Annotated in this window: 21 protein-coding genes; 5 read left to right on the top strand and 16 right to left on the bottom strand. The window is 58.1% G+C overall.

Translation table 11 applies throughout. From position 1 onward, the window contains the following. Positions 1–238: 238 nt before the first annotated feature. On the bottom strand, positions 239–1,915 hold the full coding sequence (gene phaC / locus CKW19_RS00755) for a class II poly(R)-hydroxyalkanoic acid synthase (protein WP_095056110.1): 1,677 nt from the start codon (positions 1,913–1,915) through the stop codon (positions 239–241). Between the two features lie 492 nt (positions 1,916–2,407). Between phaC and lpxO the strand changes: the two genes are divergently transcribed. Then, positions 2,408–3,307, top strand: a complete 900-nt coding sequence (gene lpxO, locus CKW19_RS00760; protein WP_095056111.1) for a lipid A hydroxylase LpxO — start codon at positions 2,408–2,410, stop codon at positions 3,305–3,307. A gap of 28 nt (positions 3,308–3,335) precedes the next feature. On the opposite strand, the gene CKW19_RS00765 is transcribed toward lpxO, so the two are convergent. Further along, entirely contained in the window at positions 3,336–4,184 is an 849-nt protein-coding gene (locus CKW19_RS00765; RefSeq protein ID WP_095056112.1) for a Ku protein, read from the bottom strand. A 192-nt stretch (positions 4,185–4,376) separates the two neighbouring features. Between CKW19_RS00765 and CKW19_RS00770 the strand changes: the two genes are divergently transcribed. Beyond that, complete coding sequence (locus CKW19_RS00770) at positions 4,377–4,724, top strand: hypothetical protein (protein WP_095056113.1); 348 nt, start codon at positions 4,377–4,379, stop codon at positions 4,722–4,724. Positions 4,725–4,775: 51 nt separating this feature from the next. Further along, positions 4,776–5,930, top strand: a complete 1,155-nt coding sequence (locus CKW19_RS00775) for a PQQ-dependent sugar dehydrogenase (RefSeq protein WP_095056114.1) — start codon at positions 4,776–4,778, stop codon at positions 5,928–5,930. Positions 5,931–5,958: 28 nt separating this feature from the next. Here CKW19_RS00775 and CKW19_RS00780 read toward each other — a convergent pair whose 3' ends face one another. Beyond that, positions 5,959–6,294 (bottom strand): DUF2834 domain-containing protein, encoded by a 336-nt coding sequence (locus CKW19_RS00780; RefSeq protein WP_095056115.1) that lies wholly within the window; start codon positions 6,292–6,294, stop codon positions 5,959–5,961. A 246-nt stretch (positions 6,295–6,540) separates the two neighbouring features. Here CKW19_RS00780 and ilvA point away from each other — a divergent pair, with 246 nt between their 5' ends. Further along, positions 6,541–7,554: a threonine ammonia-lyase, biosynthetic gene (ilvA, locus tag CKW19_RS00785; protein ID WP_095056116.1), complete on the top strand. Its 1,014-nt coding sequence runs from the start codon at positions 6,541–6,543 to the stop codon at positions 7,552–7,554. 20 nt (positions 7,555–7,574) lie between these two features. Here ilvA and eco read toward each other — a convergent pair whose 3' ends face one another. Then, positions 7,575–8,057, bottom strand: coding sequence for a serine protease inhibitor ecotin (eco, locus tag CKW19_RS00790; protein ID WP_095056117.1), 483 nt, complete (start codon positions 8,055–8,057; stop codon positions 7,575–7,577). Between the two features lie 277 nt (positions 8,058–8,334). Between eco and CKW19_RS00795 the strand changes: the two genes are divergently transcribed. Further along, positions 8,335–8,601 carry a DUF1652 domain-containing protein gene (locus CKW19_RS00795; RefSeq protein WP_095056118.1) on the top strand — a complete coding sequence of 89 codons (267 nt, stop codon included), beginning with the start codon at positions 8,335–8,337 and terminating at the stop codon, positions 8,599–8,601. Positions 8,602–8,627: 26 nt separating this feature from the next. On the opposite strand, the gene CKW19_RS00800 is transcribed toward CKW19_RS00795, so the two are convergent. The 12 genes from CKW19_RS00800 to CKW19_RS00855 form a co-directional block, all read right to left on the bottom strand. Then, positions 8,628–8,894 carry a DUF2790 domain-containing protein gene (locus tag CKW19_RS00800; RefSeq protein WP_095056119.1) on the bottom strand — a complete coding sequence of 89 codons (267 nt, stop codon included), beginning with the start codon at positions 8,892–8,894 and terminating at the stop codon, positions 8,628–8,630. Positions 8,895–9,094: 200 nt separating this feature from the next. Further along, positions 9,095–10,039 (bottom strand): carbohydrate kinase, encoded by a 945-nt coding sequence (locus CKW19_RS00805; RefSeq protein WP_095056120.1) that lies wholly within the window; start codon positions 10,037–10,039, stop codon positions 9,095–9,097. Between the two features lie 13 nt (positions 10,040–10,052). Next, positions 10,053–11,549 carry a xylulokinase gene (xylB, locus tag CKW19_RS00810; RefSeq protein ID WP_095056121.1) on the bottom strand — a complete coding sequence of 499 codons (1,497 nt, stop codon included), beginning with the start codon at positions 11,547–11,549 and terminating at the stop codon, positions 10,053–10,055. A gap of 75 nt (positions 11,550–11,624) precedes the next feature. Continuing rightward, positions 11,625–13,097, bottom strand: coding sequence for a mannitol dehydrogenase family protein (locus CKW19_RS00815; RefSeq protein WP_095056122.1), 1,473 nt, complete (start codon positions 13,095–13,097; stop codon positions 11,625–11,627). A gap of 16 nt (positions 13,098–13,113) precedes the next feature. Then, a complete protein-coding gene (locus CKW19_RS00820) occupies positions 13,114–14,217 on the bottom strand; it encodes an ABC transporter ATP-binding protein (RefSeq protein WP_095056123.1) in 1,104 nt (367 codons plus the stop codon). Between the two features lie 166 nt (positions 14,218–14,383). Next, positions 14,384–15,214: a carbohydrate ABC transporter permease gene (locus CKW19_RS00825; RefSeq protein ID WP_095056124.1), complete on the bottom strand. Its 831-nt coding sequence runs from the start codon at positions 15,212–15,214 to the stop codon at positions 14,384–14,386. An 8-nt stretch (positions 15,215–15,222) separates the two neighbouring features. Further along, positions 15,223–16,149 (bottom strand): carbohydrate ABC transporter permease, encoded by a 927-nt coding sequence (locus CKW19_RS00830; protein ID WP_095056125.1) that lies wholly within the window; start codon positions 16,147–16,149, stop codon positions 15,223–15,225. A 145-nt stretch (positions 16,150–16,294) separates the two neighbouring features. Further along, entirely contained in the window at positions 16,295–17,605 is a 1,311-nt protein-coding gene (locus CKW19_RS00835; protein ID WP_095056126.1) for a sugar ABC transporter substrate-binding protein, read from the bottom strand. A gap of 255 nt (positions 17,606–17,860) precedes the next feature. Beyond that, positions 17,861–18,766, bottom strand: a complete 906-nt coding sequence (locus CKW19_RS00840; RefSeq protein WP_095056246.1) for an AraC family transcriptional regulator — start codon at positions 18,764–18,766, stop codon at positions 17,861–17,863. A gap of 73 nt (positions 18,767–18,839) precedes the next feature. Then, positions 18,840–19,706, bottom strand: coding sequence for a phospholipase (locus CKW19_RS00845; RefSeq protein WP_095056127.1), 867 nt, complete (start codon positions 19,704–19,706; stop codon positions 18,840–18,842). Positions 19,707–19,825: 119 nt separating this feature from the next. Next, on the bottom strand, positions 19,826–21,118 hold the full coding sequence (locus CKW19_RS00850) for a glycosyltransferase (protein WP_095056128.1): 1,293 nt from the start codon (positions 21,116–21,118) through the stop codon (positions 19,826–19,828). 70 nt (positions 21,119–21,188) lie between these two features. Then, positions 21,189–21,551, bottom strand: coding sequence for a response regulator (locus CKW19_RS00855; RefSeq protein ID WP_095056129.1), 363 nt, complete (start codon positions 21,549–21,551; stop codon positions 21,189–21,191). Between the last annotated feature and the right edge of the window lie 143 nt (positions 21,552–21,694).

Raw genomic sequence — 21,694 nt, forward strand, 5'->3', positions numbered from 1 at the left:
TTTATTGGTTCCGGGTGCGGCACCGAAGCGCGCGATTGGCAGTGTCCACGCTATACATTTCTTTCAGTTCATACGCTTCGTGCAACTGCATGAACTCTCCTTGTGATTGCGCCGCAACGCCCCTCAACCTGGCGTTAAGCGCCGTTAGGATCGAAAACCGCCTTAAGTGAGCGACCGCTCCTGGCCGTTTTTTGCCCGTGGTGAGCGGCAGAAAACGGCCATTACGTTGATTGCAGGTTCAGCGCAGGTGCACGTAGGTGCCCGGCGCAGCCTCCGCAGGGGCATATTTCCTGTTGCCCAGTTTAGCGGGAGCTTTTTTGCGATCGCCTGAGCGAGCCTGCAGCCAGGCCAACCAGTGAGGCCACCACGAGCCTGCCTGTTTACTGGCAGCTTCCATCCAGTCCTGAGCGTCTGCGGGCAGGTCGCTGCCCGTCATGAAGCGCGCCTTTGGGTTGCCCGGCGGGTTGAGGATGCTCTGGATATGCCCGCTGTTAGACACCACGAACTCGCCCTGACCACCAAACAGATGCATGGAACGGTAGCAGGCGTCCCACGGGGTGATGTGGTCGGTCAGGCCTGCTATGCAGTAGTAGTCACTGGTGACCTGACTCAGGTCTATCGGTGTGCCGCAGACCTCCAGGGCGCCGGCACGGGCGAACGGATTGGTCTGGTACATATCAATGAATTCGCCGTGCAGATTGGCAGGCAGGTTGGTGGTGTCGTTGTTCCAATAGAGGACATCGAATGCCGGTGGCTCGTTGCCGAGCAAGTAGTTGTTGATCCAGTAATTCCAGATCAAGTCATTAGGGCGCATCCAGGCGAAGACCTTGGCCAGTTCGCGGCCCTCCAGCACGCCCGCCTGATAGGAACGGCGCTTGGCGGCTTCCAGGGTTTTCTCGTCGGCGAACAGCCCGACCTGGGTGTCGGGGCGAATGTCCAACATGCTGACGGCCAGGGTAAAGGCATTGATCTTTTTTTCGTCCAGGGCGGCATAGTGACCCAACAGCGAGGACATGGTGCAGCCTCCGGAACACGCGCCGAAGGTGTTCAGGTCGGCGCTGCCGGTAATCGCAAGCACTGCGTCGATCGCTTCCTTCAGGGCTTCTACATAGCTGGAGAACCCCCACTCGCGTTGTGCCTTGCCCGGATTGCGCCAACTGATAGCGAACGTCTGGATACCGCTGTCGAGGAGAAAACGGATCAGGCTTTTCTCCGGCGTCAGATCGAACAAGTAAAACTTGTTGATCTGTGGCGGCACCACCAGCAATGGACGCGCCTGCACTTGCTCGGTACGAGGTTTGTACTGGATCAACTCCAGCACTTCATTGCGAAACACCACCGCACCGTCGGTGATGCCCAGATTGTGGCCCACTTCGAACGCCGTCTTGTCGACCTGGCTGGGCATGCCGCCGTTTTCGATGAGGTCACGGGTCAGCTGCGAGAAACCATCCAGAATGCTCTTGCCGCCGGTTTCAAAGAAACGCTTGAGCGCTGCCGGGTTGGCCAGGGTGTTGGTCGGCGCCATCGCCTGGGTCAGCAGGCCAATGACGAACTGACCACGTTGAGCGTCCTGTTCGCTGAGGTTGCTCGTGCTGATCCAGTCGTTCATTTCCTGGCACCAGGCCAGATAAGTCTGCATGTAGCGCCGGTAAAGCGGGTTGCGCTGCCAGGTCTGTTCGTCGAAACGTTTGTCTCCCGCCGCAGGTGTGAGTTGTGAGCGGTTGAGCAGGACATTTTTCAGCTCAACGCCGAATGCCGCCATATGCTTGGCGCTATGCACCGGTTGCTTCAACACTTGTCGCAGGACCATGCGGGCGGTGCCGAGCAGATCACGCCCGCGAGGACCGAACGCTGGGTTCAGGCTCAACGTGTGCAACGCAGCTTGCTGGGAAAGGTCTTTATTTTTCTTGTTCATTTTGACACCCGGTAAGGCACCCAAGGCGGGGCCCGGAAGTTATATGGCTACTGGCAAGCGACCGAGCAACATGCCGGCCGGGCGGGCCGCAGAAAGGCAGGGCTCGCCACACAGAACTTCAGGAGCATATAGATGGGGCGGCGGCCGACATTTCATTTGGCGACAACGCTTTTTCTATTCATGACAATCCATGACCTTTGATCCGGGAGTGTGCAAGGCGTTGGTGCCAGGAACCCATCTGGCTCTTAGCCGATAGGGCGTCGAGGTCTGCGCGACGCAATGGCTGTACAAGAGGATAGATTTTCAGCGTTTCAGGTTAACTATTGGTTACAAATTGTGGCTAAAATGCCATCTATCAGCCCGGTGCCGGATGACGGCAAGGCTCAACGGCGTACTGCGGGACGCTGTTCGAATTCAGTCACTGCACAAGACCCGACGGCATACCGGCCAAAAAGGGGCGCAGTTTGTTCACCTCTGACGTGTGACGATTCCGTGAAAATCATCATTGCCGTTATCTACGTTGTATCGATTGCGTATGTTCATCTGCGGGGACGAGTGCGGCATAAACTCGGGCGTCAGCTCAGCGATCATTCGACGTTTCTGGCGCCGATCAATTGCTTCCTTTACCTGTTTTCGAAGATCCCCAACAAACCCTACCTCGATCCGGCCGACTTCCCTGACCTGAGTCCATTGCAGGTCCATTGGGAAGAAATTCGTGCCGAAGGTCAGAATTTGCTTCGGACCGGGGAAATCAAGCGTTCAAACCAGTATGACGATGTCGGGTTCAACTCGTTCTTCAAGACCGGCTGGAAACGCTTCTATCTCAAGTGGTACGGCGACAGTCACCCGTCAGCCATGAAACTTTGCCCGCGCACCACGGAGCTGGTGCAAAGCATCGGTTCGATCAAGGCGGCGATGTTCGCCGAGTTGCCACCGGGTTCCAAACTGGTGCGCCACCGTGATCCGTATGCCGGTTCCTACCGCTATCACCTGGGCCTTGAAACGCCCAATGATGCCGGTTGTTACATCAATGTCGATGGCGAGAATTATCACTGGCGTGACGGCGAGGCAGTGATGTTCGACGAGACCTTCATTCATTACGCCGAAAACACCACGCATCAGAACCGCATCATTCTGTTCTGCGACGTCGAGCGTCCGATGAAGTATCGCTGGGCGGCAGCCTTCAATGGCTGGTTCAGTCGCAACGTGATGTCGGCGGCGGGTGCGCCGAATGATGTCGGCGACAAGACGGGCGGGATCAATCGCCTGTTCGGCAAGATCTACAAGATTCGCCTGCACGGCAAGGCGCTGAAGAAGCGTAATCGCAAACTTTACTACGCTCAGAAATGGTCGATTTTTGCCGGGCTGCTGGCGGTATTCGTTTTGATTTGAGGTCGGCAGCTCCTACAGACACTGAGCGTCATTTGCTGGCTTTTTTTCGCGCAGTCGGCTTGCTTTCCGCTTTGGGTTTGGCCGTAGTCTTGCCACCCAAACTGCGCTTGAGCAATTCCGTCAGGTCAATCACATCCGCCGTTTTGCGCTCTTCCTCACCGGTGGCCGTTTCCACGTCTTCGATCTTGCCTTCATGGGCCTTCTTGTCCACCAGGGCCATGATCTTGTCTTCAAATTCATCCCGATAATCGTCCGGTGACCATTCGACACTCATGTCGGCCACCAGGCGCTTGGCCATGTCCAACTCGCCTTTGGTCAGTTCGGCCTTGGTGACGTCAGGGCCCAGCGCCAATTCGTCCAGGCTGCGGACTTCCGCTGGCCAGCGCAATTTCACTAACACCATGGCCGATTCCATAGGCATCAACGCCGCCAGGTATTGGCGGGTATGCAGCACTACGCGGGCCAGAGCGACCTTGCCGGTTTTGTCGAGGGTTTCGCGCAGCAGCGCATAGACTTTGCCTCCGCGTTTGTCCGGAGCCAGGTAATAGGGCGTGTCGATGTTCTGCAGCGGAATTTGAGTGCTGTCGACAAACGCGAAAATATCGATGGTCTGCGTCGACAGCGGATGCGCCGAACGAATTTCCTCTTCGCTGAGCACCACGTACCGACCCTTTTCATACTGCACGCCTTTGACGATGTGCTCCTTGGTGACTTCCTTGCCGGTGACCTTGTTGATTCGCTTGTAACCCACGGGGTCCATGCTGCGACTGTCGAGCCAGTCAAAATCCACCCCGTGGGACGATGTCGCCGAGACCAGCGCTACGGGAATGTGTACCAATCCGAAGCTGATCGCACCTTTCCAGATTGCCCGTGCCATGGTGGTCTACTCGCAAGTGATGTGTTCAGGTGACCCGTAGCGCCGGGCAAAAGTTTCCGCTGTTTTCGGTCAGGTGCCGAGGTCGGATCAACGTCGTGTTACATCTTGCGGGGGAGGTTTTTGTTAACAAATGCGAACCCCGGGCGTAGCGTGGCATCGAAGACCCTATCGACCTGATACAACGAGGCCCTCATGAATCGTTTCCTGCCCGCTACCCTTGTGCTGGCCTTGAGTGGCGTATTGAGTCCCGTGGCCCGCGCGGATGCCGCGACCATGTTGATGGTGGCTCAGAACCTGCCGGGCGGCGCCAACAACAATCCTTACAACAGCCCGATTCGCCGGGCCAACCCCAACAGCATGCAGGGCACGCAACCCAACGCTCCGGCGATCCGCAGTCCCAACACCGTGCCGGTGCCGCGTCCGCCGACACTCGATAACGGCGGAATCGGCAATCGCTATCCCGCCCAGCCAGCCCCCGCCGGCCCGCCGAAATTCATCCCCAATCCGCCTCCCCGAGATACCGGTAGCAGCAACCGTTGAACGGCAGGGCTGATGCCTTGCTGGCCACTCTGACGAGAAAAGGAATTGTGCATGTTGCGTAAAATTTTACTGGGCACCGTGTGTGCCAGTGCATTGATCACCACCGCAACCGTGTCATTGGCGCAGGCCTCCCAAGACATCAAAAGTGAGCAGGGCACCCTTGAGGTCACCCCGGTTGTGACGGGGTTGGAGCACCCTTGGGCAGTGGCGTTTCTGCCTGACCGCCAGGGGATGCTGGTGACGGAACGGCCCGGCAATCTGCGGCGGGTGACGGTCGATGGCAAACTGTCCGCGCCACTCAACGGCGTGCCCACGGTCTGGGCCAAGGGGCAGGGCGGTTTGCTCGACGTGGTGTTGTCACCCGATTTCAAGCAAGACCGAATGGTGTACCTGTCCTACGCAGAAGGCGGTGGTCCGGACGGCAAGGCAGGTACAGCGGTGGGGCGCGGTCGGTTGACCGAAGACTTTTCGGGCCTGAAGGATTTTCAGGTGATCCTGCGCCAGGAACCCAAGCTGTCGGTGGGCAACCATTTCGGTTCACGGCTGGTGTTCGACCGCGATGGTTATCTGTTCGTGACCCTGGGGGAAAACAACGACCGCTCGACTGCCCAGGATCTGGACAAGCTGCAAGGCAAGGTGGTGCGCATCTTCCCGGACGGCAAGGTGCCCAAAGACAACCCTTTCGTCGGTCAGGCCAACGTTCGCCCGGAAATCTGGACCTACGGCCAGCGCAACCCACAAGGCGCAGCATTGAACCCATGGACCGGTACGTTGTGGGAAAACGAACACGGTCCGCGTGGAGGTGACGAGATCAACATCATTGAGCGTGGGAAAAACTACGGCTGGCCATTGGCGACCCACGGCATCAACTATTCCGGGCAGCCTATTCCCGAAGCCGAAGGAGAAACCGCCGAAGGCACCGCTGCCCCGCACCATGTCTGGGAAAAATCCCCGGGGCTGAGCGGCATGGCGTTCTACGACGCCGATCGTTTCAAGGTGTGGCAGCACAACGTGTTTATCGGCGCGTTGGTGAGTCAGGAACTGATCCGTCTGGAGTTCGACGGCGATAAAGTGGTGCACGAGGAGCGCTTGCTCGGAGATTGGAACAAGCGCATTCGCGATGTGCGTCAAGGGCCGGACGGGTATTTGTATGTACTCACCGATGAGGAAAACGGTGGGCTCTACAAGGTCGGCCTCAAGCAGTGAGTGGTTCGGCAATGGGTGAGCTGGCGGATCAGCGTTGCTGAGGCGCACTCACGGGTTGCTTGCGGTTTTGAATCCCACGAACCACCAGATACAACAACGGCCCGATGGATACAAAAATGGCGGTGATCAACAGATAGGGCAGTACCGATAACACCGACTGCCCACGTTTGCGCGCATCCTGGTACATCCAGATGCCCGCCAGCGTCGCCAGTAAATACAGATCAATCACCACTTGCGCCGTGTCCGGGCGCGACATCAGGCTGATGCCGAAGTCGATCAGCGACTGTTCGGCTGCGAGCATCACCGAAAGGGTGTAGCCGGCAAAGGCGATGAGGGCAATCAGCGGCAGGGCAATGGTCTTCATGCTTTCCTTCCTTGGGATGATGAGCGGAATGACCAGACTACGGTGGTCGCCACAAACTTGCCATTGACTTGCTATCAACGCCCGGCTAATTTCGAGCCATGACTTCCCTCGTATTGCGCTGCCAGCCAAGCATTATTACCGCCATTCCTCATTTGGCGGGCTAGCTCACATCTGCAGCACCCAACCCGCCCTAGAGGCGGGTTTTCATTTTCTGTCTCCGGGTCCCAATCAATGTCAGGAGACGATATGAATTGCACAACCGAACAACAGACCTTGCTGGAACACTACGTCAAAAAGATCCTTGCGGCGCCGGTGTACGAGTTGGCCGTGCGCACGCCGTTGCAACCTGCGCACGCATTGTCGGAGATGTTGGGTAACCAGATCCTGCTCAAGCGCGAAGATTTGCAGCCTACCTTTTCGTTCAAGATTCGGGGTGCCTACAACAAGCTGGTGCAACTGAGCGATGCGCAAAAGGCGAGCGGTGTAGTGACGGCCTCTGCCGGCAACCATGCTCAGGGCGTGGCGCTGGCCGCACGGGAGTTGGGAATCGATGCGTGCATCGTCATGCCGTGTACGACACCGCAATTGAAGGTGCTCGGCGTTCGCAGTCGGGGCGCCGACGCGGTGTTGCATGGCGAGAGCTTCCCGTTTGCGCTGGCCTATGCGCTGGACCTTGCGCGCAAAACCGGTCGTACCTTTGTTTCGCCTTTTGACGATCCGGACGTCATTGCCGGGCAGGGCACTGTCGCGATGGAAATCCTGCGTCAGCATCAAGGCCCGCTGGATGCGATTTTCGTTCCGGTCGGTGGCGGCGGTTTGATCGCGGGCATCGCAGCCTATGTCAAATACTTGAGGCCCGAGGTGCGGATCATTGGTGTCGAGTCGGAGCACTCTGCGTGCCTGCACGCTGCGTTGCAGGCGGGTGAGCGCGTCGTCCTGCCCAGTGTCGGCACTTTTGCCGATGGTGTGGCCGTTGCACAAGTCGGCGCTTACGGTTTTGAGGTCTGCCGTTTCTGCGTCGATGAAGTGGTGACCGTCAGCAATGACGAGCTTTGCGCGGCAATCAAGAATATCTACGACGATACCCGCTCGATCACCGAGCCTTCCGGTGCATTGGCGGTGGCCGGGATCAAAAACTACGTGGCTCGCACCGGTGCTGTGGGGCAGACGCTGGTGGCGATCGATTCGGGAGCCAACATCAATTTCGATAGCCTGGGGTATGTGGCCGAACGCGCCGCGTTGAGCGGCGCACTCGCTTGAGGGCGGGCAGCGGCGGACGGTTATTCCTGAACGGCTTTCTCAACCTTGCTCGATGCCGACCAGATTCGATAGCGCACTTCGATGTCTTGGGGCACATACAGTACAATCGGCAGTTTGCTGTTGTAGCGCAGCAGAAAGCCGTCGCCAACCACCGGGACAAAGCCCGGTTGGCTCTTGCCGTCCGGGCAGGCCATGAGGGTGCTCATCGGGCCGATGACATTTTCCAGGCGGTAGAACGGGTAGCCCCAGCCTTCGAGATTTTTTTCTTCGAGGATGCCGCCCAGACGTGGGCGATTGCAGTCCACGGGCAGGGTCTTGCCGGCGAGGATTTCGACCTGGAAGTCCTCTTCCCGTGATTGCGGGGCCAAATGAATGACCTGGCGGGTGAAACCACTCTCGGCTTTGGGGAAGGGCGCGACCGTTTCCAGTTTCGCGGCCTGCACCAGGCTGGACAGCCCCACAGCGATCAACCCGAGAGTCGTGTTTACGGTCAAAGAACCCATGTTGCCTCCTTGCTGTGATGAATGGCCGCATTCTCTCTGCCGTCAGCGGTGAATGCAAATCCGGCGTGAACGTGCAAAGTGCAGTACGCGGCTAGGGCGTTCTTGCAAGTTGCACGACAGTCTGTTCGAGCGCTTCGGCTAACCTTTTGTTTTACCGACGAACCGAGCTACGAAAATCAAGGCATGTTTTATGCTGTATCTGTTCTTAAGTCCGCCGGAATTTTATTTGAGCGGGCGTCTGGTTTTTACCGGCAGTGTCATAAAGGAGAGGGTCGCCATGTTTTTATCTGCCTTGGAACTTCGCAACATCATTGAAAGCAGTTTTCTGCCCAAGCGCTGTCAATGCACCCTGTCTCCCGAGCTCATGATGACTATTAAGGTCTTTGCCGATGGGCGAACCGATCAACTTGATTTTTCGGTCACCGATATCGATGCCTCGCAGTTGAATGGCTGTCGGGAAATCAACGAGCTGATTGCTCGTTTGCGCACCAGTAAGCACCCCATCGAGGTCGAACCGCGTTCGACGCTGGATAAGGCACTTTAGGCCGGTTTTGGTATCGGTGTAGTCGGTCAGCCTTGGTTCTCGCAGGCATCGGACAGTTTGCGGTAGGAAATTTCTGCGGGCTGGCCGTTTTCATCGAGGTACTTCATATCGGCGCTCACCACTTTGCACTCCAGGGTGGAGGGCTCGGTCAGCGAGATGACTTTACTGACGTGCAGGGGCATGCCGTAGTAATAAGGCACGGCTTGTGAGGTCGAGGTGTCGTTGGCCTGGGCCAGGCCGGCAAACGCGGTGCAGGCGAGTGCGGCGGTCAGCAGCAATGTGCGCGTATTCATGAACGATCTCCGGTGCGGTCGGAAAGACAGTTCGACGTGTCGTCGAACCTGCCGCACTGGGCGTCAGAGAGAACTGAGGGCGTGCGGTCCAGTGAATGATTAGACCGCACGGTTAAGCGATCGTTAACCCGACTGAACGCCGCTTGTCGGCTCACACGATCTCTGTAGGAGCGAGCTTGCTCGCGATGAAGTCCTCAGATTCAGTCCATGCCTATCTGATGCCGATAAGGCAGATCCGGCCCGGTCTTGCTGCATGTCAGCGCAGCTGCTTGCACAGCAAACCGAACCATGGCATCGATCTGATCGCGACGGAGCCGTGCCAACTCTTCCACCGAGTCCAGCTGGTGCTCGGTCAGCCAGCCAATCAACGCCGCCTGAAAGGTATCGCCGGCACCCACCGTGTCGGCGATCTTCACCGCAAGGGCCGGGATCGACCACGAACCGTGGACGCGGCTGAACACGCTCGCGCCTTCACCGCCCCGGGTCAGGAATACCAGCTGACAGCGGTGCTGCAACCAGCCGTCGATCACCCGCGCCGGGTCCTGTCCGGGATACAACAAATGCAGATCCTCGTCGCTGACTTTGATCAGGTCGGCCATTTCCACCAGCGTCGCAATGCGTTCACGCCACAGCTCGATGTTCGGCGCCGGGTTGAGTCGAACGTTCGGGTCGAGGCTGATCAGGCGCTTGCCGCTTTCCCGGCGCACCAATGCCAGCAGCGTGTCGGCAATCGGCTGCACCACCAGCGAAAATGATCCGATGTGCAAACCACGCACCTCTGGCCCCAGTGTCGGCAGGTGTTCCGGTTTCAGTTGTCGGTCGGCGCAGCCTTCGCCCCGAAAGCTGTACTGCGGCGAACCATTGGCCCCGACAGCGACCATCGCCAGCGTGCTCGGCGCATCGAAGTCCAGCAGATAATCGGTGCATACGCCTTCGTCCTGCAGCACTTGCAGCAAGCGGCGGCCGAGATAGTCGGTCGACAGGCCGGCCAGCAACCCGGCCTCTACACCCAGGCGGCGCAAGCCCACGGCCACGTTGAAGGGCGACCCGCCGGCAATCGCCTTGAAATTCACTGTCGAAGCCAGCCCGCTCGCGTCGTGTTCACTGAAGAAGTCGAACAGCGCTTCGCCACACACCAGATACATAGTTGATCACTCTTTAAAGGGTTGCGACATGCTGTTGATAGCGTTCATAGGCCTGCTGAGAGGCCGCCACGTTTTCGGCGATCGGTAGCGTTTCGCTGGTTGGATCGAGTTTCACGCAACGTGCGCACAGTTCTGCCAGGCTGACCTCATGCCCATTCGTCAGGGACGTACACCACGCCGCTTGAATCGCCGCCCCGAGGGCAGCGGCTTCGCTTTGTTCGGTACAAATCACCGGTGTATTCATGGTGTCGGCGACGATCTGGCGCCACACCGGGCTTTTCGAGCCACCGCCGATCAGGCAAATGCGCAGGCTTTGTATGCCATTGTGCCGTAGCAGGTCCAGTCCGTATCGCAGCCCGAAGGTCGTGCCTTCGACCACCGCACGGCACAGATTGGCTTTGGTCAGGTTGGTCATGGTCAGCCCCAAAAGGCTGCCGCTGGCGTGGGGCAGGGCGGGGACGCGTTCACCATTGAGAAACGGCAGCATGCGCACGCCCTCGGCACCGATCGGCGCGTGCCCTACCATTTTATTGAACTGCTCGATGTCGAGGTCCAGCAGTTCGCGAATCAGCCCGGTGGCGTTGGTCAGGTTCATGGTGCAGATCAACGGCAACCAACCGCCGCTGGATGAACAGAATGTCGCGACTGCCGCCTCGGGGAAGACCTGCGGTTGATCGGTACAGGCATAGACCGTGCCGGAGGATCCGAGGCTCATGGTGATAGCACCGGGCTGGATGTTGCCGGTGCCGATCGCGCCCATCATGTTGTCACCGCCACCGCTGGATACCAGTGCCTGCGGGTTGATGCCCAAGTGTTGGGCGATATCCGGCAAAATCGTGCCCACCGCCTCGTGAGCGTCGATCAGTTCCGGTAATGCATGTGCCAGGCGCCCGCTTGGGTCGATATCGCGCAGCAGTTGCAAGTCCCACTGCCGGTTGCGCACGTTGAAGTAACCGGTGCCTGATGCGTCACCGTACTCGCTGCAACAGCGCCCGGTGAGCCAGAAATTCAGGTAATCATGGGGCAGCAGAATGTGGGCGATGCGCGAGAAAACCTCGGGCTGCTGCTCCCGAGTCCAGAGTAGTTTTGAAACGGTGTAGCCCGGCGCGATGACCAAGCCCAAGCGCTCCAGCGAGCCTTGTTCGCCGCTCAGATGTTCGAGCAGACGGTCATTTTCCGCCGTGGTTTCGGTGTCGCACCAGAGCTTGGCCGGGCGCAGGACCTGGCCTTGTTCATCGAGCAACACCAGGCCGTGTTGCTGGCCCGAGACGCCGATGCCAAGGATGTCCTGGCCATCGACATCGGCCGCCAGCAAGGCGCGACGGGTGGCGAGGGCGAAGGCCTCCAGCCACTGGCCCGTGTCCTGCTCGCGACGGCCATTGACGTCGCTGATCAGCGTGTGAGCGGCGGCGCCCAACCCCAGCACCTCGCCGCTGACGGCATCGAGAATGATGGCTTTAGTGCCTTGGGTGCCGCAGTCGATGCCGAGGAATAATGGTTGGGTTGGCATGGCAGGTCCTTGGTGTGTCAGGTCGGTTTTTGTGATGCCATTCGCGAGCAGGCGCCAGTTGTTACACCCCAAAACTCACACCAAAACCCATTCCAACGTCCGCGAAACCCCGACCTCCCGCAAACTGTCGCAGCACCATTCGAACGCCGCGACGAACTCAGGTGAACGGGGAATCACTGTCCCGAAAATCTCTTCGACACCCAACAGTCGCTGGGCCATCAACGCATCGTCGAGCACCAAGGCCTGGCAGAACGCCGCTCGCGGATCCGCAATGGCGTAGGTGTCGCCATTTTCATCCACCCCCTTCAAATACAACGCCCAAGCCGCCACCACCAGCGCTGCGCGTTTTGTGTCTCGCCCGTCAGCAATCAAGCGATTGATCGTCGGCACAATGAACTTGGGAAATTTCGACGAACCGTCCGAACACACGCGTTCCAGTTGATCGGCAATCGCCTGATTGGAGAAACGCGTGACCAGCGTGTTTTTGTACGCGGTCAATTCAATGCCCGGCACCGGCGACAGTTGCGGGGTGACGTCCAGGTCCATGTAGGCGCGCATGTAACGCACCAACAGTGGGTCGTTCATGGTTTCGTTGACGAAACGGTAACCCTTGAGGAAACCGAGGTAAGTCAGGGCCAGATGACTGCCGTTGAGCAGTTTGATCTTCATGTCCTCGTAGGGCGTGACGTCGTCGGTGAACTGCACGCCAACTTTTTCCCAGGCGGGACGACCGCTAACAAACTTGTCTTCCAGCACCCACTGCGCAAACGGTTCGCAGACCACCGGCCACGCATCGTCGACGCCATGCTTGTCGGCCAATTGCAGGCGATGTTCGATGCTGGTCATCGGGGTGATGCGGTCGACCATGGCATTGGGGAAGCTCACATGATGTTCGATCCACTCCTGCAAATCGTCACCGCGCAACGCGGCGAAGGCCAACAGGGCCTTGCGGGTCACTGCGCCGTTGTGCGGCAGGTTATCGCAGGACATCAAGGTAAATGCCGGCGTGCCTGCCGCGCGGCGTTTGGCCAGCGCGGCGCAGAGAAACCCGAACACGGTGAGCGGAGTAGCCGGGTTCGCCAGATCGTGCTGGATTTGCGGCAGGTGCGCCATGAATTCGCCGTTGCTGTCGTCGATGCAGTAACCACCTTCGGTGATGGTCAGCGAGACGATGCGGATCTCAGGGCTGGCGAGCTTGTCGATCAGCGCTTGAGCACTGTCCTCGGCCAGCAACATGTCGCGAATGGCGCCGACGACCCGGACTTCGGTTTCGCCGCTATCACCCAATTCAAACAGGGTGAACAGATAATCCTGTTCTTGAAGATCGTCGCGGGCACGCCGGTCTTCACGGCGCAGTCCGATGCCGCAAATCGCCCAGTCGAGGCCTTCGCCGGTGTTCATCAAGGCATCGGTGTAATACGCCTGATGCGCTCGATGGAAGCCGCCGACGCCGATGTGGGCGATGCCTTGGCGCGTGTCGCTCAAGGTATAGGCGGGCAGGGCCACCTCAGGCGCAAGGCGGTAGAGATTCTGTTGGTTGAGTTTCATCGCAGGCTCTCTGAGTTCAGGCGGCAACGCGCAAGGGACGGGTCAGCGCCACGCCGTCTGCATCAAATAAATGGCAGTGCCGGGCGTCCAGGTGCAGGCTCAAGGTCTCGCCGTAACGACTCGCGAGGTCGCCGCGCACGCGCATGGTCAAGGCTTCGCCGGAGGCGGTGCGCACATGGCAGAAGGTGTCGCTGCCCAGACGTTCGCTGACATCGGCGGTGACTTGCAACGTGCAGTCGTCCGATTCGGCCAACGCCAGATGTTCCGGGCGAATGCCCAGTGTCACCGCGCCGCCGACGCTAAGCGTTGCGCCGCTCAAGGGCAGGCTGATGCGGGTGCCGGCGTCCAGTTGCACTTCACAACACTGACTGTCGACGCGGGTGAGCTTGCCCTTGAGGACACCCATTTTCGGTGTGCCGAGAAAACCTGCGACAAACAGGTTGGCCGGTTGGTGGTACAGGTCCAGCGGCGAACCGACCTGCTCGATCCTGCCGCCATTGAGCACGACGACTTTGTCGGCCATGGTCATGGCTTCGACCTGATCGTGCGTCACGTAGATCATCGTCGCTTGCAGCTCTTTGTGCAGGCGCAGCAGTTCCAGACGCATTTGCACCCGCAGGGCCGCGTCGAGGTTGGACAGCGGTTCGTCGAACAGGAAAATTTTCGGGTTGCGCACAATTGCCCGGCCGATCGCCACCCGTTGACGCTGGCCACCAGACAGTTGCTTGGGCTTGCGTTCCAGCATCGGCCCCAGTTCGAGAATGCGCGCTGCTTCGCCGACTTTCTTTTCCACTTCGGCCTTGGGGACTCCGGCCAGATCGAGGGCGAACGACATGTTCTTGCGCACGCTCATGTGTGGGTACAAGGCGTAGGTCTGGAACACCATCGCCAGGTCACGCTTGGCCGGGCTGACTTCGGTGATGTCGCGGCCATCGAGCTCGATGGCGCCGCCGCTGACTTCTTCCAGGCCAGCGATCAGGCGCAGCAGGGTGGATTTACCGCAACCCGAGGGACCGACGAAGACCACGAACTCTTTGTCGTTCACTTCAAGGTCAATGCCCTTGATGATGGAAAAGCCTTCGAAGCCTTTTTGCAGATTCTTGATTTTCAGGTTGGCCATGACGATGAGCCTCCGTTTGTTGTTATTCAATTGAGCCGATCAGGCTTTTTGTAGGAGCCGGCTTGCTGGCGATGACGACCACAAGCGCGATGCAAATTTCGAGGGCCGCATCGCCAGCAAGCCGGCTCCTACAAGGGATTGCGTTGGGGCAGCAATCCGGGTCGATTCATTTCACGGCGCCGAACGACAACCCGCGTACCAGTTGTTTCTGGCTGATCCAGCCGAAGATCAGGATCGGTGCGCAGGCCAGCGTCGAGACCGCCGATAACTTGGCCCAGAACAACCCTTCGGGGCTTGAGTACGATGCGATCAGCGCGGTCAGTGGCGCGGCTTTCGACGAGGTCAGGTTCAAGGACCAGAACGCCTCGTTCCAACACAGGATCAGCGACAACAACACTGTGGAGGCCAGTCCGCCCTTGGCGATCGGCAGCAGCACCCGGACCATTTCCTGCCACAACGTGGCGCCATCGAGACGAGCGGCTTCGAGGATGTCTTTGGGGATGTCCTTGAAGTAGGTGTAAATCATCCAGACCACAATCGGCAGGTTGATCAGCGTGTAGATCACGATCAGCGCAATGCGCGTGTCGAGCAGGCCGAAGCTCTTGGCCAGCAGGTAGATCGGCATCAGCACGCCCACCGGCGGCAGCATCTTGGTCGAGAGCATCCACAACAGGGTGCCTTTGGTGCGTTGGGTTTCGTAGAACGCCATCGAGTAGGCCGCCGGCACCGCGATCAGCAGGCTCAGGGCCGTGGCGCTGAAGGAAATCACCACCGAGTTCCAGGCGAAACTGAAGTAATCGCTGCGCTCGTTGATGTGCAGGTAGTTCTCCAGGGTCGGCATGAAGAAGAACTGCGGCGGTGTGGCGAAGGCGTCGATCTCGGTTTTGAAACTGGTCAGCACCATCCAGAAAATCGGGAAAAAAACCAGGATCGCGATAGCCCAGGCCAGCGTGCCGAGCAACAGGCTTTGCAAACGACGGGATTGTTGAAGGGTCATGGCAGGCCTCAGGCTTTGTCTGTCAGGTTTTTACCGATCATCCGCACCAGCACGATGGCCGCGACATTGGCGATGACCACCGCAATCAAGCCGCCAGCGGACGCCATGCCGACGTCGAACTGCACCAGCGCCTGGTTGTAGATGAGGTAGGCGAGGTTGGTCGAGGCATAGCCGGGGCCGCCGTTGGTGGTGGTGAAGATTTCGGCGAACACCGAGAGCAGGAAGATGGTTTCGATCATCACCACCACCGCAATCGGCCGTGCCAGGTGCGGCAGGGTCAAGTGCCAGAAGATCGCGATGGGGCCGGCACCGTCCAGGCGTGCGGCTTCTTTCTGTTCCTGGTCGAGGGACTGCATGGCGGTCATCAAAATCAGGATGGCGAACGGCAGCCATTGCCACGAGACAATGATGATGATCGACAGCAGCGGGTAGTGCGCCAGCCAGTCCACCGGTTGCGCGCCGAACAGTTTCCAGACGTAGGCGAGAATCCCCGACACCGGATGGAAAATCAGGTTCTTCCAGATCAGTGCGCCCACCGTGGGCATGATGAAGAACGGCGAGATCAGCAGCACCCGCACGATGCCGCGACCGAGAAACTCACTGGCCTCCAGCAACGCACTGATCAACACACCGAACACCACGCTGATCAGCAGCACGCTGCCCACCAGCAACAACGTATTGGTGGCGCCGGGCAGGAAGCCCGAGTCCGTCAGGAAATAAGAGAAGTTCTCCAGCCCGACAAATTCGTTTTCACCCGGATCAAGCAGGTTGTAGCGGATCATCGAGAAGTAGAGGGTCATGCCCAGAGGCACGATCATCCACAACAGCAGCAGCGCTACCGAAGGGCTGACCAGGAACCAGCCGGGGTTGGCCACGCGGCTTTTGCGCTGGGGCTGGGCAATATCCATATGAGCTTTGGCAGTTAAAGTATTCATGGTGTTAAACCGATTGGGAACGAGAGGATGCTTGGCGCAAGACCTGTAGGAGCTGGCTTGCCAGCGATGGATGCGACGCCGATCTATAGACGTACCGCGTTATCGTTCATCGCCGGCAAGCTGGCTCCTACAGGAGGGGGTGGGGTTACTTGGGATAACCTGCGCGCTTCATTTCGCGTTCAGTGGTTTGCTGGGCCGCCGCCAGGGCCTGGTCGACTGTGGTCTGGCCGATCAGTGCCGCCGAGAAGGATTTGCCGACCTGGGTGCCAATGCCCTGGAACTCGGGAATGGTCACCAATTGAATCCCGATGTAAGGCACCGGCCTGGCGCCCGGCTTGCTCGGGTCGGCGGCTTTGAGCGACTCCAGGGTGACCTGGGCGAACGGCGCGGCGCTCATGTACGCCTCGCTGTAGGTCGAGGCCCGCGTGCCCGGTGGTACGTTGACGATGCCGTTTTTTTTCGCGACCAGGGCCCCGTATTCCTTGGACGTGGCCCAGGCACTGAAAATTTTAGCCGCGTCCTTGGCTTTGGAACTGGTGGGAATGGCCAGTGCCCAGGAGTACAACCAGGCCGAGCCCTTGTCGGTGACCTGATGCGGCGCATAGGTGAAACCGACGTGATCCGCGACCTTGCTCTGGGTCTTGTCGGTAACGAACGAGCCGGCGACGCTGGCATCGACCCAGATCGCGCATTTGCCGCTGTTGAACAGCGCCAGATTTTCGTTGAAACCATTGCTCGACGCCCCCGGCGGGCCGGATGCCTTCATGGTGTCGACGTAGAAGTTCAGCGCGTTTTTCCACTCTGGTCCGCTGAATTCCGGTTTCCACTGTTCATCAAACCAACGTGCGCCATAGGCATTGGCGACGGTGCTGATCAACGCCATGTTCTCGCCCCAACCGGCCTTGCCTCGCAGGCATATTCCGTACTGCTCTTTGTCTTTGTGGGTGAGTTTGCTGGCGAACTCGCCGATCTGTTCCCAGGTCGGCTGTTCGGGCATGGTCAGGCCGGCGTCCTTGAACAGGTCGGTGCGGAAATAGGTGATGGAACTCTCCGCGTAGAACGGCAGGGCATACAGCGAACCCTTTACCGACAGGCCTTCACGAACTGATGGAAACACGTCATCGAGCGCATAACTGGCCGGCAGGTCGGTCATCGGCTCCAGCCAACCCTTGGCTCCCCAGAGTGCGGCTTCGTACATGCCGATGGTGAGCACGTCGAACTGCCCGCCCCGGGTGGCGATGTCGGTGGTCAGGCGTTGGCGCAGGACGTTTTCCTCCAGCACCACCCAATTGAGCTTGATGTCCGGGTGCTCGGCCTCGAAGGTTTTCGAGAGCTTTTGCATGCGGATCATGTCGCTGTTATTGACGGTGGCGATGGTCAGTGTCTGGGCGCCGAGGCTGACGCTGCTGACGGTCAGGCAGGTGAGGGCAAGCACAGCTTTTACGGAAGGTCGCATCGTGCACTCCTGTTCTGCACCCGGTAGGTTGCAGAAGGACAGTTATTGTTTTTGTGTCTTCCGAGGGCAGGAAGAAGTGCGCTGATTACAACGTTCTATCGAGGGCGAGACAAATCGTCCGTCGCACTTTCATCGATACTATTTTGCACTGGGTTCTGGAGCGGTAGACGCACGGGGAGGGGTTACATCGATGGAACGCAAAAAAGATCGCAGCCTCCGGCAGCTCCTACCGTTGGAACGCGATCTTTTGATCTTTTAACCCAAGTTTTGCTCGGTCAGTCGCTGCACGGCCAGGCGTCGATAATGCGACGGGGTCATGCCTCTGAGCTGCTGAAAACGCCGATTGAAATTGGAAATATTATTGAACCCCGACTCGAAGCAAACATCGGTCACCGATTTGTTGCCGTCTGCCAACAATTCGCAGGACTTGCTGATACGCAGGCGATTTACGAACTCGATGAAGCACCGCCCGGTAGCCTGCTTGAACACCCGGCTGAAGTACGTGGGCTTCATGCCCAAATGGTCGGCGACTTCTTCCAGCGGTAATTCACGTGCGTAGTGAGCGAAGATGTAGTCCACCGCGCGGTTGGTGCGATCGATGTTGTGCTCGTCGGTCAGCTGCGGCGTCGTTGCACCGGACAGCAATTGGTAGTCGTCTGTGGCGGCGAGCAATTCCAGCAGGATGAAAAAATGCCCGAGCCGCGTCATGCCCGTGGTGTCGGCAATGCGTTGCATCAAGCTCATTGCCTGCCGAATGGTGTCTTGGGAACGAAACTCGATACCGTACCTCGCACGCTCCAGCAGCGGCACCAGGGTCTTCAATTCGGCGAATACCTGGGTGCCGCTGTCGAACAACTCGTCGGTGAAATTCACCAGCATGTCGCGCTTGGGCACCACTTCATCTTCGGCCACCTGGCTGATCCAGTTATGGGGCAGGTTGGGGCCGGTCAGGAACAGGGTTTGGGGATAGAAGTTGCCGATGTAGTCGCCGATGAACACCTTCCCGGAACTGGCGACGATCAGGTGCAACTCGTATTCCTTGTGAAAATGCCAGCGCACCAAAGGGCAGGGAAAACCATGCTGACGGTAGATGATGGACAGGCCGTTGTGGTCGTCCATCAATTCGTAGGAAGGGTCGGTGACTCTGGCGGTGCGTGTCATGTCCGGTGTGGTCTTCTTGTTTTCCAGGCGCCAATCATGCACCCCCGCCCAAGACAGTTCCAGTTCGCTTCCCTTATGTCCTTTGCAGTCCCCTGGAAAAGTTGATTTCCCTGCAATAGGCGACCAATTGTGTGTCTCCAATATAGTCGGCATTAATGATGCTGCATTTTGGTGCCCACCCGGAGTTCGGACCAAACCAATCGTTCAGCTCTTGGGTCAATCGCATGACACCTATCGACTTGGTATAACTGGTGGCGGATAACGACCAAAGCAAGTCTTCGTCAGGAGGGCTGATGAGGGTGTGTTCAATGAAGTGTCTTAGCGCTGCGGGTGATGTGACGTCGCTACCACTCCAGCGATGATTTATTTTTGGCCAATAGAGGGGGGAATCCAAATCTGGATGCCTATCGCAGGCCAATACAACTCTTTGCAAACTACTCGTTTTCTTAAGTTCGCCCAATGTCAAATAACGGTTTTTCTTCGGAATAAGCCGGGTACCCAGTTCGCTGATGACGGCATCGTGAAATCCTTGGTAGTCGAATTGTCGCTCATCACGGCCCTGGAGTTTATGTATATCCAGAATGACGAATTCATCGGGGTTTTCATTGAGGAAAAAGTTCAGGCTTTTGAACAATTCAGCCAACGATCGGCCTGTGAGCATCTCATAGCCGTGAAAGGTATGAAATTTTCTTATGCCCAACCAGTGCTCGTCTGAAAGAAATCGTAAATCAAGTGCCCGCACGCCCTCATTGAGTTGCTGGATAAAGGGACCCTCCTGGCAGACAAACCAGCCTTGGAACGGTTGAAGGTGCGGAAGATAAGGGAAGTCATAATCCATACCCGCGTTATGGGCCCCAGGCCAGACCAATTCCATCAGGGTCAAGTTATCAATAGCGGGTGACGCCGCCATCCAGTTTTTATGGGGGTGGTTATTTGTCATTGCGCAATCCTTTGCTGAATGAAAATGAAAGAACTCTCGACGTAGTAACGGTTATCGAGTTCTTTATTTTTGGTTGTAATTTATAGACTGCGCAAGGGCGTGGTGGTTTCAGGATGTTGTTATTGGACTTTGTTTTTAACCTCTATCCATTGCGACATGTATTGGGTGCTCTTGTGCTGGTGGTGGCGCAACATGCTGCCGGTGAAGTTGTCTCTTCTAAGTTGCGCTAATTGCTGTTGGCTCTCGATTATCTTTTTGATCAATGCATTACCGTGAACGGACTGCTGATAACGTTCGACCAACAACGCACGCCCGTTATCCTGGGCGACGTTCCAGCTTGTTTTATCGTTATGCAGCCGAACGGCACAGTCGGCAAACTCCTGGGCGGTCAGCGCCACAGCGCCGGGCCATGGCTCCTGGTCATGCATGGCTTCGGCCCCCATCGGTGTCGTGACAATCGGGGTGCCGCACAGCATGGCGTCGACGATTTTACCTTTGATGCCAGCACCAAAACGCAGCGGGGCCATGCAGATCCGTGCCGCCGACATGACCTCCAATGCATCCTCGGCCCAGTTCTTCACGTGGAACCCTTGGGTTGCATTGTGCAGCGCCGTGGCTTTGGGCGGCGTATAGGCGCCGTAGATATGCAACTGCGCTCCGGGGATCTGCTCGCGGATCAATGGCCAAATCGCCGTTTTCAACCACAGCACGGCATCCCAGTTAGGCGCATGGCGGAAGTTGCCTATGTGCAGAAAGTGCGCCCGTTCCTCAAAGGTTCTCGGTGGCTCGGTTGGTGGATCCACCATCAACGGGCACCAATGCAGCAGGCTGCGGGGCACCTGAAACTGTTCGACGAGCAGTTCGATTTCCACTTCGGAGACCATCAGGTTCAAGTCGCAACGATAAATCGCCGCGATTTCCCGTTTGGCCACATCGGTATCGGCCATGAGCTGAAACTCTTCGCGTAACGCCGGTGCAAAAAGGTCGTTGAAGTCGTTGGTGTCGTCGCTGGCCTTCAATCGATCCTTGAGTCGTTGCTGCCGCGCATCGCGCAAGCTTTGCAGGTCGGACGTCTCAAGCACCCGCAGCGCATTCGGGCAGTGTTTTTCAACGCGCCAGCCGAATTGCTCCTCCATCATGAAACGGTCGAACAGCACGATGTCCGGTGCAAGTTCGCTGACAAAGGCATCGAAGCTGCTGTTATTGAGCTCGATCGGCACTTGGCGAATGCCCAGCGCGGTCAGGTCGGCCGGGTGCTCACCGTCGCTGGCGGGGCTGCTGAACGTAATGTCCCAGCCTTGCTGCAGGAAGGTTTGCAGGATTTGCATCATGTGCCCGCCGGCGGCCGAGGAGCGGGGTTCAGGCCAGACGTAACCAATGACCAAAACTTGGGTGGCGCGGGGTTGACTCATGAAAGGGTTCCTTGACGCGGGCACGGGGCTGGCTGAAAAGGGCGTCATTTAACCACAACGTGCAGGAGGATCAGCCAAGGATGCTTTTGACCTTGTCCCGCAACTGATCAATCGAAAACGGCTTGCCAATGACGTGCATGTCAGCGGGCACCTCAATGCTGTCGGCATAACCGCTGGCAAACAGAACGGGCAGGGCAGGACGCAATGTGCGTGCTTCTGTGGCCAGTTCGCGACCGTCCATAACGGGCAACCCGACATCCGTCATCATCAAGTCGATGTGTTGGCTCGTATCCTTGAGCGTTTCCAGCGCCTGTTCGCTGCCATCGGCCTCAAGCACCTTGAACTCCAATTCCTCCAGCACATCGACAATCAACATGCGCACGATGGCATCGTCTTCGACAACAAGGATGGTATGCACATCGGCGTGGGACATAGTGGGCATTCCTGAAAAAATGGATGACTCGGTTCGGTCGAAATCACCGGCCTCTTGCATCAGTAAGTGGCGGATCCCGACAAGTTCCCCGTGCCGTAAAAAAGAATAGCGGTACAGCGCGGGCTAGGATAACCCGTGCCCTC

The sequence above is a fragment of the Pseudomonas sp. Irchel s3f7 genome, from assembly GCF_900187615.1.
Lineage (GTDB): Bacteria > Pseudomonadota > Gammaproteobacteria > Pseudomonadales > Pseudomonadaceae > Aquipseudomonas.